At 67.9% G+C, this 15,966-nt stretch carries 7 protein-coding genes; 2 read left to right on the top strand and 5 right to left on the bottom strand.

What is annotated here, in order from left to right; all coding sequences use genetic code 11:
• Positions 1-244 precede the first annotated feature (244 nt).
• The 5 genes from ACWDTF_RS22405 to ACWDTF_RS22385 form a co-directional block, all read right to left on the bottom strand.
• Positions 245-1,453: a DICT sensory domain-containing protein gene (locus tag ACWDTF_RS22405; protein ID WP_449755091.1), complete on the bottom strand. Its 1,209-nt coding sequence runs from the start codon at positions 1,451-1,453 to the stop codon at positions 245-247.
• Positions 1,454-1,512: 59 nt separating this feature from the next.
• Positions 1,513-1,743 carry a hypothetical protein gene (locus ACWDTF_RS22400; protein ID WP_355277503.1) on the bottom strand — a complete coding sequence of 77 codons (231 nt, stop codon included), beginning with the start codon at positions 1,741-1,743 and terminating at the stop codon, positions 1,513-1,515.
• Positions 1,740-2,297, bottom strand: coding sequence for a Dps family protein (locus tag ACWDTF_RS22395; protein ID WP_355277506.1), 558 nt, complete (start codon positions 2,295-2,297; stop codon positions 1,740-1,742). Before ACWDTF_RS22395 ends, ACWDTF_RS22400 begins: the two co-directional genes overlap by 4 nt.
• Positions 2,298-2,413: 116 nt before the next feature.
• Positions 2,414-5,734 carry an arabinosyltransferase domain-containing protein gene (locus tag ACWDTF_RS22390; protein WP_449755090.1) on the bottom strand — a complete coding sequence of 1,107 codons (3,321 nt, stop codon included), beginning with the start codon at positions 5,732-5,734 and terminating at the stop codon, positions 2,414-2,416.
• On the bottom strand, positions 5,727-9,134 hold the full coding sequence (locus ACWDTF_RS22385; RefSeq protein WP_449755089.1) for an arabinosyltransferase domain-containing protein: 3,408 nt from the start codon (positions 9,132-9,134) through the stop codon (positions 5,727-5,729). Before ACWDTF_RS22385 ends, ACWDTF_RS22390 begins: the two co-directional genes overlap by 8 nt.
• 135 nt (positions 9,135-9,269) lie before the next feature.
• Between ACWDTF_RS22385 and ACWDTF_RS22380 the strand changes: the two genes are divergently transcribed.
• Both ACWDTF_RS22380 and ACWDTF_RS22375 read left to right on the top strand, forming a co-directional pair.
• On the top strand, positions 9,270-12,587 hold the full coding sequence (locus ACWDTF_RS22380) for an arabinosyltransferase domain-containing protein (protein ID WP_449755088.1): 3,318 nt from the start codon (positions 9,270-9,272) through the stop codon (positions 12,585-12,587).
• On the top strand, positions 12,580-15,888 hold the full coding sequence (locus ACWDTF_RS22375; RefSeq protein WP_449755087.1) for an arabinosyltransferase domain-containing protein: 3,309 nt from the start codon (positions 12,580-12,582) through the stop codon (positions 15,886-15,888). Before ACWDTF_RS22380 ends, ACWDTF_RS22375 begins: the two co-directional genes overlap by 8 nt.
• The last annotated feature ends 78 nt before the right edge of the window (positions 15,889-15,966 follow it).

The following is a 15,966-nucleotide window of genomic DNA, read 5'->3' as shown; positions in this document are numbered from 1 at the left end:
AACGGTAGGGGAGGAAGTTTCGTCCCCTAGATTTTGTGGGCGCAGGTGCCTGGCGTCGCGTTCGGGGGAACGCGACGCCCGACGACCGATGACCGGTGACTGAGATCGGGCCCGTCAGCGTTCGCTTCCGGGACATACCCGGACGACCACCGTCAGGGGCCCGATCCTGGCCACCGGCCCCTGACCCCAACCTTCCTGCCGCCACGATCGCCGACGACGTCGGCGGGTGCGTCGCTGACTCGATTCAGGCGAAACGACGCAGGATCGAGTGCACCGCCTGCGTGACGGTGAGCCGGTCGTAGCTCTGGACGAAGTCGAAGCCGCGCTGCAGATCCGGGCCGCCGGTGTGGCAATCGCGGGCCGAGAGCAGTGCGGCGAAATGTGGTCCGAGGACGGCGACGTTCCACTCTTCGATCAGCTCGTCGTCGGGCCGCAGCGGCGCGCGATGCACGTTGCCGTCCCGGACGTCGGGCAGCCCGACGCCGTACACGCCGGCCAGCCCGGTGCGTTCGGACATGTCGCGCCATCGGGTCGCGGTGCGGGCGGTGAAGTGTTCGGCATATTGGAAGGTGCCCAACACAATTGACGCTCCGCCCACCGCCGCTTGATGTTCGAGCGCCTTGCTCATCTCGATGAGGAGTCGTTTGTCGCCGCGTCGCGGTGTGTTGGCGGCCGATGCGATGGCGTAGGGCGTGGAGTGGTCGGAGTCGGGCGTCGACCAGACCGGCATCTCCGGAAGCGGCACAACGGTTCCGGATGCAAGGACGGTGGGGTCCTCCACCGCTGGGAAGAGGGCTCCGATACCGAACTCGGCGCCCATCGTGAGTGCGGTGACGCGGCGGGCTTCGTCGTCGACACCCTCGGCGATGATGACGGCATGACTGCGTTCACGATGCGCCGCCAACGAATGCGCCAGATATGCGGCGTCTGCGGTGGCAGGCGTTCGCAACACGTCGCGTCCGGTGACGATGATGTCGGGCTCCACCAGTGACAGCAGGGTGGCAGCGTGATCGTTGCGGGTCAGCCCGTCGACGCAGATGATCTTGCCTGCGGCTCGAGCCCGGGCGACTCGCGCGAGCGTCCGCTGCGGGCTTCGGGTCACCGCGTCCGGCATGACCACCATGACGTGGCGCTCCAGCGTCGCCGCGGTCGTGTGGTCGAGGTCGCCGATGAGGTCGAGATCGAGAGAAACCAGCATGGGCAGCAGTTTGGCGACAGACTGCGCGCGAGCAGACTGCGACATCTGGTGTTTGCGCTGGTCGAGCACGGCGTGCTCCTCGACGACGCGCGCGGCCCGACGCAGCGCTTCGGGAGTCCCCAGCCGGGTTCCGGACGGCCCCCGAACCTGCAACTCGACCGCGGCCAGGGCGCCGTCGGACAGCCGGCAGACCGGCGCGAACTGCATGTGGAGCTCCAGATCGTCGAACAGGGTGAAGCCTCGGGTGTCGGTCACGAGAACCTCCCGTCAGAGCGGGAGTGCGCTCCGATCGATGCGACGGACGCGCCTCGGCTTCACATCCTGGACAGGGCGACAAAAGCGCCCATAGCCAGGCTAACAAAAACTCCGACCACTGTGACGGCGAGCCAGATCGAGCCCAGCAGGCCCACGGCCACGAGCAGCGCCCATACGGTGAAGGCGATGGCCAGGAGAAGCCCCACGATACTGCGTTCTTCATCGATCTCGGGAGTCGGCGATGCCGGGGGAGCGGACACCCCGGCATCACCTGCGATGTGGCTTGTCATGAGTCTGCGCCGGCCGTGCGTGCGGCGTCGGCAGCGGCGGATTCGGAGGTGGCGCCGGCGTTGGCGAGTTCCCCGGTGTAGCTCTCCAGGTGTGCGCGCACGAACCATTGGAACTTCTCGAGTTCGGCGGTCTGCCCGATGAGGATGTCCTCGGTGATCGGGTCCAGGTCGCCGGTCTTGGCGATGGCATCGCGATGAGAGCCGACGAAGCCGTCGTAGACGAGATCCAGCGCCCCGAGATGAGCTTGCGCGGTGTCGCGTCCGATCGAGTAGTCGCTCCAGGTGCGGTCGTCCTCGATGGCCTTGGCCGTGCCGTTGGGCGAGGCACCGAGGGTGGCGATGCGCTCGGCGACGGTGTCGGCGTAGCCGCGCACCAGTTCGACCTGCGGATCGATCATCTCGTGCACGCCGATGAAGTTGGCGCCCACCACATTCCAGTGGATGTGCTTGAGTGTGAGATGGAGGTCGTTGAGCGCGCTGAGGCGTTCCTGCAGGATGCTCGTCACCTCGGTGGCGGCGTCGGCGGACAGTCCGGGTGCGGTGAATGACGTCATGGTTCGACGCTAAGCCGCCGACGCTCCTGGACCCCATGCCCGCAGCACGACGGCAACTCAACCGAGACGCTGATAACGGCGGGGTAACGGCCCCGCCGTCAGCGAGTGGTCGGGGGTCAGTACCCGCTCGATCGCATCGGGGCCGGGTCGTACATGCCCGACCGTCGGGCGGTGCCGATCTCCAACTGCGCCGGTGGTGCCGGTGCGATCTCGGTGAAGCGTTGCAGCCCACCCCAATCGCGGCCCCAGTTGTTGCGCAGGTACGTGGGCAGCAGCGTCGGATACAGCATCGCCTCGGTGATACCCAGTGGGCCACCGGCCTTTCCGGACATCCAGGTCTGGCTGTTCTTCCGGGTGGCCTCGGCGTCGGGCATGATGCGCCACTTGGGCACCTCGAGGACACCGTTGGCGACCTTCATCGGCTGCTGGCACGGGAACACGAATCCGGGCAGCCAGTCGATGAAGACCGGATCGGTGGTCCCGACAACCTCGTTGAGGGTGCCGAGTCGGCTCACCCGGGGTGGAGTGATGGCCACCCACTCGGCGGGTGCGGCTGACGTGTCCTCGACGACGACACGTACAACTGTCGCTCCACCCGGCGCGTCCGACAACGGGTATCGGAGGTTGCGCCAGATCGGGGCCTCGGCAACGTCGATCGGGGTCCGGATGCCCACGGGGATCACCTTGCCCGACGCGTCGACGCGACCGTATTGGACCACCACCTTCTGGCCCGGATGGACGACGCCGATACCGTCGACGGCCTCGACCGATCCGGCCACCGCGACGGTGAGGAGCGGGGCGTCGGCATCGCGGGGCGGCAGTTGATACCAGTCGGTGGTCAACGACGCTGTGCCCGAAGGAGATCCGTACGAGCCGAGCACCGGGGTCTTTGCCGGGTCGAGCCCGAAAGGCAGTCGGACGGTGGAGCCGTTGACGCCGCGGACACCACCCTTGCCGCCCTCGGTGCCGCCCTGCGCGGACGCGTTCTCCTCGTCGGAGGCTTCATCGGCGCCTGCGCCGGTCTGCGCGGTGTTCTGCGCCGAGGTGGTCGAATCCTGACCCTCGGTGGCGTCGACGGACAACCGGTCGGGCACGCCGTCGGGTGTGAAACCGGTTGCGCGCGGACCGGATAGCGCTGCGGAGACGGTAGGCGGTTGCCGACCGTCGACCGCCGCGGGTGCGAGCACCCCGGCGGTGGGGTCGGCCTCGACGAGCACGTCGTTGGCGAGTCCGCACGAATTTCCGGTCAGTGCACGGGCATTCGACTTTGCCCACGACCAGGAGTCGCGCTGCTCGTAGGCGCCCTTGATGAACGAGGCGACCATGAACAGCACCACGAAGCCGGCGATCACCGGCAGCGGTGAGAACTTGAGCTTCGAGTACCAGTGTTGGGAGTGGCCGGTCTTGGTCTGTTCGTCGACGTAGTCGTCGCGGAAGTGGAACCACAGGCCAACCAGGGCCGTGATCACCGCGAACACCAGGAAGGTCCAGCCCAGCTTGATCGGACCGATCGACGGCGGACGATCCCACCACGGCACGCCGAAACTGCCGACGAACCACCACCCGTTGGTCCCGGCGAAGGACATGCCGGTGACCGCGAGTACCGCCGCGGCGAAGAAGGTGCGGTTGCGTCGCGAGCGCAGGATCGCCGGCGCCATCATCGCACCGGCCGCCGCGGCCAGGCCGGCCGCGATGCCCGCGTACACGCCGAAGTGGTGAGTCCACTTGGTCGGGGTGAACGAGATGAAGAACATGGTGCCCAGCGTGACCGCGACGAGCCGCCAGATCGGGGCGCGCGCAACGCCGTTCGGATGTTCGCGACGCAGCAGTCGCAGCAGCACGACCACCAGGCACAGGATCATCGTCAGCACGCCGAAGCGTCGTGCGAGGGTGCCGTCGGCGGTCGGCAGGATGAGGTAGTAGTAGCGCACCGGCTCTTGCCACCATTCCAGCGTCGGACCGACGTCGGTGGCCACCTGGTTACCCGCGACCAAGGGCATCAACGGTTGGTCGGCGAAGATCTGGAAGAGCACGGCCGTTCCGGCGGCCAGGATCGGTGCGAGCATGGGCAGCAACCCATCACGACGCCGTCGGCTCACCAGGGTCTTGATGATCGGACGGATGCCCGCCAGCAGTGCGGCCACCGCCATCAGGCCGCCGGGTGCCAGTGCGAGGGTGAACGCGGCCGCGACCACCGCCACCGCGTAGGGGAGCAGTCGCCGCGTGGCGATGGCACGTTCGACGCAGCACCACGTCAGCAGCGCGCCGACGGCCTCGGCGGGTTCGGGACGCAGACCGTTGTTGTACGGCAACCAGATTGCGAGGAAAACGAATGCCGCCGACCACACCGCGGGTGTGCTGTTGCGTACGGCCCGGCCCAGCCGGGGAATGACCTCACGGCTGATCAGCAACCAGCCCAACAGCCCCAGCAGGAACGCGGGGAGCCGCATCCAGGGTGCCGACAGGCTGACGTGACTCATCGCCGAGATCACCTGGAAATGCCAGCCGAACGGGTCCTGTGGGACGCCGAAGTACCGGAAATAGTTGTCGGCGTAGCCTGCTTCGCCGGTGATCCGCCCGACGATGAAGTTGTATCCGTCGTCGGACGTGTTGGCCCCCATGAACCACCAGAAGGCGAGAATCAGGAACACTGCGACGTCCGGACCGCGGATGGTCCACCAACCCGACGGCAGGAATCGCCGGTGTCCCCGACCATCCCGTTGGTCGAGCATGCCGAGAGCCACCAGCGATCCGATGGTCATGAGGATGCCGAGGATGATCACCGTCAGCTTGAGTGCCGTTGGCGTGCTCACGTATCGGGTGTCGATGGTGGCGTGCAGCGACAGTCCATCGCGCGCGGCGTCGGCCGGCAGATCGCTGTAGATGCCGACGATCTGCGGTCGCATCTCCTGGTCGGGGATCGAGAAGGTCACCTGGCCGTTGGCCGGGGTGGCGGCGACATTGTCGAATCGTGCGGTGACGCCGCTGCCGTCGGCGTGGAAGACGATGCGGCATTGCGGGTTCGACTGCGCAGCTGCCCGCGGGGTGTTGAGGATGACGACGTCGCGGTCGGTGACCGTGAGGGTATCGGCGGTGGCCCGGACGAACAGACCCCGGGCAGCGGAATCCTGGCCCTGTTCGGGGATGGTCGACAGCAGCACACCGCCAGCCGCCGGCAACCGGGTGGCCAACGAACACGGAACCGTCACGTCCATGTCGATCGGCACATAGGACACCAGCGGAGCCGCGACATCCGAGACGGTGTCACCCTGCGGCCAGTTGAGTTCCGCGGTGGTCTGATTCACCGGAAGCAGCGGGGTCACGATCGCCATCAGGAATCCCAGCAGACCGGTGAGGACTGCGGCGATCTTGATGTTGCGGTAGTTGCGCGGCTTCGCGTCTTCGGTGGACCCCATGGTCGTGGTTGGCTCACTCATCCGCTTGCGGCTCCACCCTGATCGAACTGCTTCGCGACCAACCCCATTGCGTCATCTGCGTTGTCTCCACACGTGCCGGCGGTGCCCCCGTCGCCAGCGGGGTGAGTCGTTCCAGCGCACCCCAGTCGCGCGCCCAGTCGTCCTTCAGATAGGTCGAGACCGCCTGCGGTGTGGTCATGGACTCCGAGATCGACAGCAGGCCACCGTCTCTCGCGGCCTGCCACGTCTTGGACTGAGAGTTGGCGAGCGGGTAGTCGGGCAGGATGCGCCACTGCGGCACCTCGGCGACGCCGTGCGACACCTGCATCGGTCGCTGACATGGGAAGTGCGCGGCCGCGCTGAAGTCGATCAGCGTCGGCGCCGCGGACCCGACGACGGCCTGCAGACTTTGCAGTCGTGGCGCGCGCGGCGGCGTGATGCCGATGAACTGGTACTGCCCGAGGTTGTTGTCCAGCAACGACAGTCGCATCAACGACGCCGCGGGCGGTGCCGCGGCCAGCGGCACTCGGAGATTGCGCCACGACCGGTTGGTGATCACCGGTCCCGGATCGATCGGCAGCACGTCGGGGCCGACCTGGACGAAGGTGCCACCGGGTCCCGGCCTGCCGAACTGCACAACGAGTTTCTGGCCGAAGTTGCGCACCCCGAAGGTGTCGATGGTCGACACCGCACCCGCGGTGCTGAACACCAGGAGCGGCGAAACCGCTCTGTTGGTGGGCAATTCGTAGGCACCGGTGGTCAGTCGCGCTTCACCGACGTGGCCGTAGCTACCCAGCACCGGAGTCGTCTTGGGGTCGAGCCCGAAGGGCAGCAACACATTCGAGCCGTTGACGGTCGTCGGGCCGACGCCGCCGGTGGTGCCCGCGCCCAGGCCGCCGGTGATCGAGAACGGTTTGGCGAAACTGGCCGCCACATTCATCTGACCCGGACGTTGACTACCCGGTTCGGGCGACAGGTTCAGCGGAATCCCGTCGGGGGTGAACCCCACCGAACCGGTGCCGGTGAGCGCAGCGGTCGCCGACAATCCGCCGGCCGGCTTCAGCATGCCCGCATTCGGATCCTGTTCCACCAGAACCTCGTCGGCCATTGCACAGCTGTTGCCCCGCAGTGCGTCGACGTTCTCGGAGAACACGGTGACCGCGGGATAGCGCGTCACCGCGGCCTTGGCGAACACGAGCAGTTCGGCGACCACCATGAGTCCGGCGATCACCGCGATCGGCGACGACGCGAGGAACAGGCGGCGGCGGTCGGCTTTGCTCTCGCCCGGCCCGTCGGTGGTGTGTGCCAGGCCCTTGTTCTCGACGTAGTCGAGTCGCAGGTGCTGCCAGACCGCGATCGCGGCGGTGATGATCGCGAGAATCAGGAACATCGTCGACGCCCCGTATCCGGCGATGACCGGCGCGCGGTCGAACCAGGAGATGCCGTACTCGTAGACGAACGGCCACGCGTTGTAGCCGGCGAGCGCCGCGGCGAGGGCGAAGCACAGGCCGGACACGAACACGGTGAGGTTTCGCGCCGAACGCGCGGCCGACTGGGCGACCGCCAGCGTTGCGGTCGCCGCGATCGCCGCCGCGAGACCGGCCAGCACACCGAACTGGACCGTCCACTTGGTCGGGGTGAACGCGAACAGCAGCAGCGTGACGCCGATGGCGCCGACGAGGCGCCACGCCGGACCGGGCGTGACACCACGGATGCGGCCGCGCCGCAGCATCACCGCGACGGTCACGATCAGACCGGCCAACAGCAGCAGCAACGGCACCCGGCGGGTGAGTGCGCCGTCCTCGGTGGGAACGGTGATGAAGTAGTACCGCAGGAACTCCTGATGCCAGCCGATCACCGGCCCGATCTGGTAGCGCAGCTTCATCGCCTCGGCGACCGTCGCCAGTGTCTGATCGCGGAAGACGACCACCATGACCAGCATCCCGGCGGCTGCGATCGGAGCGATGAGCGCCAGGGTGCCGGTGATGCCGCCACCCGCCTCCCGGCGCCGGGAGCGAAGCGAGCGGGCCGAATCACGACGGTCCAGCAGGATGTGCAGCAGCGGGCGTGCAGCGACCAGCAGGATGGCCACGCCGATCACGCCATGCGGCGCGAGAGCCAGGGTGAACGTCGCCGCGATCGCGGCGAGTGCCGCCGGGAGGAGGCGTCGTGTGTCGATGGCCTGCTCGGCGGCCCACCAGGTGAGCAGCGACCCGAGCACGATGATGCCCTCGCTGCGCAGGCCGCTGCAGTAGGGCAGCCAGAACGCGGTGAACGTCAACGCGGCCGCCCAGAGTGCCCAACCGCTCGACCGAACCGTCGCACCGAGCCGGGGCAGCAGCACGCGACTCAGGATGAACCACGACGCCAGCCCCGCGATCAAGGCCGGGATGTGCATCCACAGGATCGACGGCGACACCGCCGCCCAATGGGCGAGGAAGCTGTAATACCAGTCGAACGGCGCTTCGGGGACGCCATAGAAGCGGTAGTAGTTGGCGAGGTAGCCGAATCCGTCGGCCGTGCGGCCCATGTTGAGGATGTAGCCGTCGTCGGGGCTGCCGGCGCCCAGGAGGAGCCAGATCAGAAGCACTGCGGTAACTACGACGTCGGTCAGCCGAGGACGCAGGGACGACCACCACGGGCCGGTGCGATGCGGTCGGCGAACGGTCGGCGCGTCGAACCGATCGAGCAGGTAGAGCGCAACGAGGGCGACGAGCACGCACAGCACCGCGAGCACCATCACGATCAGCTTCAGCACCGACGGCGAGCTCTCGTAACGGTTGTCGATCTGTACATGAACGGCCAGGCCCGTGGCGGCCCGTACAGCTGCGGTGGGCACGGCGGTGAAGATGCCGTCGACCTGCGGGCGTTTGTCGGGCGGCAGACCCGTCGGGCGGGCGGATCCGAGCCCGACGAACTGCGCACCGACGCCGGTGGCCGACCAGATGCGAAGTTCGCTGCAACGCGCCAGGTCGGCGCGGGAGGCCGTCGCGGCGACGGTGTTGCGGAAGGTCACGGTCACCGCGTCTGCGGTCGCCGTGACGAACAAGGCCGACGCCTTGGCCTTGGGGGCGTTCGCCGGCATGGTCGCCAGGATCACGCCGCCCTCGCGAGGCAGCGCCGGAAGGATGGTCGACCTCAGCGTCGTACAGGGAATGGTGACGTCCAGGCTCCGCGGCGTCTGGGCGATCAGTGGGGCCGTCACCGAGGCGATATCGGCGGAAAGCGGCTGGTTGCGCGGCCAGTCGAAGGATGCGTCGGTGGCTTTCACCGGCAGCAGCGGGGTCAGCGCGCACAGGATCACACCGAGTACACCGGCGACGATGGCCACGGTTGCGGCCGTGCCCACCGAGACCCGACCGGAATCGGTGCCGGTCGGTTGATCTGCTGCTGACGCAGAGGTCGGGGCTGTCACAGGCACGATGTCTGATGGTAAGCGAGATGCCTGAGAGCACCTACTCATGTAGGTCAGATGGCCGTGAGAGGGCGAGCGCAGCGACGAGGTTTGCCACCGGTACCGATCGAGCGTTCCGCTCTCCACTAGGGTCACCAACTGATGACCACCGATTCTGCCGCCGCTGCCGACACCCCGGCAACGCCAACCGATGGCGCTACCTCGACGAGCCGCCGCTGGGCGCTGACCGCCGTGGTCGCGGGGTTAGTCGCGGTCGCGGCGGCGATCCTGACGCCCCTGCTGCCGGTCACCGAGCACACGGCAAGTATCAGCTGGCCGCAGGAGACCGACTCGTCGGTGGTGTCACCCCTGGTGACGCAGACCCCGGCAGGTCTCGACATCACCATCGGCGGTACCACGCTGCGTCGGGCCGTCGAGAACGGCGAGACCACCCCCAGGGCGGGTACCGCACGGTTTGTGCTGGTGTCGACGATGCCTGTGCAGGCGCCCGGCGCCATGGACAAGGGTCTGTTCGTGACCACCGGCCCCGACGGCGTCCTGGTGAGCTTGCGGGGCAAAGAACTGCTGCGTGTGCCGCGCGCCGACCTGGCGCGCACCGAGCGGCTGCACGTGTGGTCGACCGCGACCATGATCGACGCGCGGGCGGTTGGGGCCGGACGCACCGGTTCGGCCGGCCCATCGGATCTGCCGCAGGTGTCCGGGGTGTTCACGGACATGGAGCCGATCGGGGTCCGCAACTCCGTGCGCGACGGTCTCGCGGTCCGCGTCGACATCGACAACCGATTCGACACCAGCCCCACCGTGCTCAAACTGCTGGTGATGATCCTCGGCATCGTGGCCGCCGTTCTGGCCTTCGTCGCCACCGCCGTCCTCGACGTCCGGGGCGGCTACCACCGCCGCGTCGGCCGGATCGACTGGCGTCTTCTGTTCCGCCCCCGCGTCGCCGACCTCGCCGTCACCGCGGTCCTCGTGGTGTGGCACTTCCTGGGTGCCGGGTCGTCGGACGACGGTTACATCCTGAACATGGGCCGCAACGGGTCCGACGCCGGTTTCCTGGCCAACTACTACCGATTCCACGGCATCCCCGAGGCACCGTTCGACTGGTACTACAGCTTTCTCGCCCAGTGGTCGACGATCTCCACCGCCGGCATCTGGATGCGGCTGCCCGCGCTGGTGGCCGGTCTGGTGTCGTGGTTCATCCTGAGCCGGGTGCTGCTGCCGCGGCTCGGTGGTGCGGTGCGTCGCTCCCAGTGGGCAATGCTGACGGCGGCCGCGGTCTTTGTGGCGTTCTGGATGCCGTTGTGCAGCGGCCTGCGCAGCGAGGGCATCATCGTGCTGGGTTCGTTGCTCACCTGGTGGGGGGTCGAGCAGGCGATCGCGACGCGCCGCATGCTGCCGGCGGCGAGCGCCGCCCTGGCGGCGCTGGCCACCGTGGCGCTGGCACCCCATGGCGTCATCGCCATTGCCCTGCTGATCGCCGGGTCGCGTCCGATGCTGCGGATCATTCGCCGCCGACGCGGCGAGCACGGCGTCGCGCCGCTGGTGGCCGGGATCGCTGCAGCGGCAGCCGTCGTGGTGATCGTGGTGTTCCGCGACCAGACCCTCGGATCGATGGCCGAGGCACTGCGCATCCGGTACACGGTCGGTCCGACGCTGGCCTGGTACCAGGAACTGCTCCGGTACTACTTCCTGTCGCTCACCACGCCCGACGGCAGTCTCGTCCGCCGCGTCCCGCTCCTGTTGTTCCTCGCCGCGCTGTTCGTCACGATGGCAGTGCTGTTGCGCCGCAAGCATATTCGGGGGGTCGACCGCGGACCGGTGTGGCGGCTGATCGGCGCTGTGCTGCTCACGGTGCTGCTGCTGTCGTTCACGCCGACCAAGTGGACGGTCCAGTTCGGCATCTACGCCGGGGTTGCGGCCGCGATGACGGCGGTCGCGACGGTGGCCGTGGCGTCGGCCGCCCGACGCTCGCCGCGCAACCTGTGGATGTACATCGCCGTGTTGCTGTTTGCCAGCGCGGTGGCCGCGGCCGGCAAGAACGCGTGGGGTTGGGCCTACGACTTCGGCATCGCCTGGTTCGACAAGGCACCGACTATCGCCGGCATCCAGCTCTCGTCGATCCTGTTGGTGCTCACCGTGATTGCGCTTGCAGTGGCGGTCTGGTTCCACGTCCGCATCGACGTGGACGCCGAACGCGGCGTCGTCCGCGACGCACGAGAATCGCGGTGGCAGACGGCGATCGCGTCGTCGCCGATGCTGGTGATCGCCACCGCACTCGTGCTCGTCGAACTCTTGCTGTTCGCCAAGGCCGCCGCGACCCGGCTCGACACCTACACGACGTTCAGCGCGAACATTCACGCGCTGGCCGGCAACACCTGCGGCATGGCCGACGATGTGCTCGTCGAGGACGACCCGAATCGCGGTGCGCTGCAACCCGTCGGGACCACCGACATCTCCAAGGCCCTCGCCGGTGAATCCACCGGCTTCACGCCCGACGGCGTTGCCCCCGACCTGCTGCCCGATCCGACATCACTGGGTGCGGGCACCATCAACACCTCCGGCGACCTGTCTCGGCCGTTCGTGGTGTCCGGTGGCCCGCCGGGAACCATCGGCGGCTCCGGGCCGGTCGGCGTCAACGGCAGCCGAGTGAAACTGCCGTTCGGTCTGAAGCCCGAAACCACGCCCGTGCTGGGCAGTTACGGACACGACAACGAGACCGCCGAACTCACCTCCGACTGGTACCGGCTGCCGCCCAAGGATTCGTCGCCACTGCTGGTGATCACCGCTGCGGGTCCGGTGTTCTCGGTCGACCAGGACGGGGTTCCGCAGGCGGGGCGGTCGTTGAAGGTGCAGTTCGGTCGGGCCGAGGGGAATTCGTTCGTCCCGATGGGTCCCGGCTATGTACCGATCGATCCGGGACCGGTCCGGCCCAACCGCCCGTGGCGCAACCTGCGTATCCCGATGGACGCGGTGCCCGCCGGGGCGACCGCCATGCGGATCGTCGCGGAGGACAACAACGTGAGCCCCGACGAGTGGCTCGCGTTCACACCGCCCCGGGCCCCGCAGGTGAAGACGTTGCAAGACGTCGTCGGCTCGGAAACGCCGGTGCTGCTCGACCTTTCGGTGGGCAGCCAGTTCCCGTGCCAGCGTCCGATGGCGACCCGCAACGGCGTGATGGAGGTGCCGTCCTGGCGGATCGTGCCCGATCAGGTCACCACCAACTCGAAGTCCAAGACCTGGCAGGCGGCGATCAACGGCGGCATCCTCACCACCTCCGAGGCGCTGACCACCGCCGGCACCGTGGCGACCTACTTGGACAACGACTGGTATCGGGATTGGGGTGGGCTGCAGCGGCTGACCCCGCTGGAGATGTCGCCGGCTCGGGTGACGACGGGGGAGAAGACGACGTGGGGCGTGAGCCGCTCGGGACCGATCAGGGTGGTGCCGCAGGATGACTGACCAACGTCTCCGAATTGCACGCATTGTCGCGGTTGTCGCCGGACTTCTCGGTGTGCTGCTTGCCTTCTCCGCGCCGTTCCTCCCGGTGTCCTATACCAAGGCCGAACTCAACTGGCCGCAAGAGGACGCGGCCGGTAATCCCGTGGTGCGCAACGTCGCCGCGCCCAACGTCGCGTATGTGCCGGTGTCGATGGACATCTCGGTGCCCTGTGCGCTCGGTGCGCAACTACCGGCCGCGGGCGGCGTGCTGTTGTCGACGGTGCCAGAGAACGGCGCCGAGGCAGGCACCGTCGGACTGTTCGTCCGGGCGACCGCAGAGCGACTCAACGTCACCCAGCGCAACGCCGTACTGCTCAGTGTTCCGCGCGCGCAGGCGCAGCAGAACCCGCAGTGTCGCATCGTCATTCATTCCGACACCAGCGGCACGCGCGGCGCGGTCGAGGGGATGACGTCCGACGCCGGGGTGACGAGTTTCGACCTCGCCGATCCCAATGCGCGCCCGCAGATCATCGGCGTGTACACCGACCTCCCGAGAACCGCGTCGACCGAAGGGCTTTCCTACCGGTCGACGATCGACACCCGGTTCAGCACGAGCCCCACCACCCTCAAGGGTCTTGCGCTCATCGCCGGCATCCTCTGCACGCTTGCGTCGTTGATCGCACTCGCCGTGCTCGACGCGCGAGACGGCCGTCGACTGCGAAAGCTGCTGCCCGCGCGGTGGTGGCGCCCACGGCTGGTCGACGTCGTGGTCGGTGGAGTTCTGCTGGTCTGGATGCTCATCGGCGGCAACACGGCCGACGACGGCTACCAGGTCACCGTCGGACGTGTGGCGCCCGGTGCGGGGTATCTCGACAACTACTACCGCTACTTCGGTGCGCCACAGGACCCGTTCGGTTGGCACTACCAGTACCTGTCCCTCTGGATGCAGGTCAGCACCGCGACACCGTGGCTTCGGCTGCTGCCGTTCCTGTTTGCGCTGGCGGGCTGGTTCCTCATCAGCCGTGCCGCGATCCCCCGGCTCGGCCGGGCGGTGAGTACCTCCAACGCCGCGATCTGGGCCGCCGGCCTCGGCTTCCTCGCGGTGTGGCTGCCGTTCAACAACGGTCTGCGGGTCGAACCCGCACTGTCGGTGGGCATCCTGCTGACCTGGGTCCTGGTGGAGCGGGCCGTCGCCACCGGCCGCCTGTTCCCGTTGAGCCTTGGCATCATCTCCGCCGCCTTCACTCTCACGATTCATCCGGCCGGCGCCATCGCGGTGCTGCCAGTGCTGGCGGCACTGCGCCCGATCCTCAAGCGCCTCCGCGAACGAGGCCGACGCGACGGATATCTGCCGACCCTGGTGCCACTGCTGGCGGCCGGATTCGCGGTGCTGTTCGAGATCTTCGCCGACCAGTCGCTCGCGTCGATCATGGAGGGCGTCGAGGTACAGGGCATCGTGGGCCCCACCAACAAATGGTGGACCGAGGCGATGCGCTACTACATCCTGTTGAACCCGACGCCGGACGGTTCGATCGCACGCCGGGTGGGCATCTTCGTCACGATCCTCGCGGTGATCATCATCGTGCTCACGCTGTTGAGCAAGCGTCGCGTGTCGCGGATTGCCAGCGCACCGCTGTGGCGTCTGGTCGCGGTGACCTCGGGTGCGGTGGCGGTGCTCGCGTTCGTGCCCACCAAGGCGACCCACCAGATGGGTGCCTTCGCCTGTCTCACCGGTGTTCTGGCGGCTGCGGCGACCGCTCTGCTGGAGCCCTCGGTGATGCGACGACGCTGCAATCGCACGTTTGTCGCGGCGGCAGCCGCGTACGCGCTCGCAGTGACCTTCGCCGGGCGCAACCAATGGTGGTACGTCGGCAGCTACGGCATCCCGTGGGGTGACGACACGCCCAACGTGCGCGGCATAGGACTATATGTGCCGATCCTTCTGGTTGCCGTCGGACTGACCCTGTACGGAGCCTGGCAGTACTACCGCGACGACCGGCTGGCCGAACGCGGTGAGGTGCCCGCCTTCTCGGTGCACGATGCGGGGCGCACCCATCGGCTGCTCCGTCGCGTACCGACGTACTCGCTGGCGATCATCTCCGCCGTCGTACTCGCCTTCACCTTCGTGTCGTTCGCGAAAGCCATCTCCACCCAGCGTGATTCGTGGTCGTGGGCGAGTTCCAACGTCGACGCGATGCGCGGGAACCCATGCGCCCTGGCCGACGCGGTCCTCGTCGAGAAGGACCCCAACACGGGTCTGCTGGCACCGGCTCGCGTTGCAGGGCAGAACAATTCGTCTCCCGGTGCAGCGCTGGCCGGACGTGGCATGGTCGGATTCGACCCCAATGGCGTGTCGTCGCACCTGGAAAGCGACTCGGAGGGCGACGACAACGAGAACACCGAGGTCGACCGCACCCAGACCGATCCGAATGCGGCACAGCAGGAACCCAGCGGCACCGCCGGTTCCGCCGACACCGGCGGCGGGACAACCACGTCCAAGGGCGTGAACGGGTCGATGGTCAAACTTCCGTTCGGCCTCAACCCGCAACTGGTCCCGGTGCTGGGAACCTACGGGACCCCAACGGGTCTCGGCCACCTGCAGTCCGACTGGTACCAACTCCCGGCGCGGGGCGCGGACCGTCCGCTTGTCACCATGTCGGTGGCCGGAAAAGTCGAGTACATCGACGAACTCGCCGTGCGCCATCCGGGTCAGAAGCTGCGGCTCGAGTTCGGCCGGGTCGAGCCGGACGGTCGGGTCACCACCGTTGCATCGATGATCCCGCTCGACCTCGACGCCGCACCCGAGTGGCGCAACCTGCGCTTCCCGCTGGACCAGGCGCCGCCGCGCGCGACGGTGGTGCGCGTCGTCGCCGACGACACCTCGGCCGACCAAGCGCAGTGGCTGGCCGTCACACCGCCCCGGGTGTCGAACCTGGTGACGCTGAATTCGCTTGTCGGTGGCGAAGATCCGGTGCTGCTCGACTGGGAGGTGGCCTTCGCCTTCCCGTGCCAGCGTCCGGCGTCGGTCCACAACGGGGTTCTGGAGACCCCGATGTGGCGCATCACCCCCGACGCCGAAGGCGAGCGCGTGAACTCGCGCCGCTGGATGGCCGGTGACTACGGCGGCCCGCTCGGCATCGTGGAGAACGAATTGCGCCCGACCGTCCTGCCGGCCTATCTCCGCAACGACTGGGCCAAGGACTGGGGCAGTCTGCAGCAACTGACTCCGCTGAAACCGCAAGTGCCCGCCCAGATCGACCTCACCGAGGACGTCCACTGGGGCTGGTGGACACCCGGACCGATGCGCGCGGTCAAGAACTGACCTCAACCTTGTTGATCGTGCGTCCCCAACCGTTGATCGTGCGTCCCCAACCGTTGACCGTGCAGCGCCACCCGCTCC

It is taken from the genome of Gordonia sp. NPDC003422 (assembly GCF_053588675.1).
The sequence above is the reverse complement of the archived record's forward strand: the minus strand, read 5'-3'. Positions and strand labels throughout refer to the sequence as shown.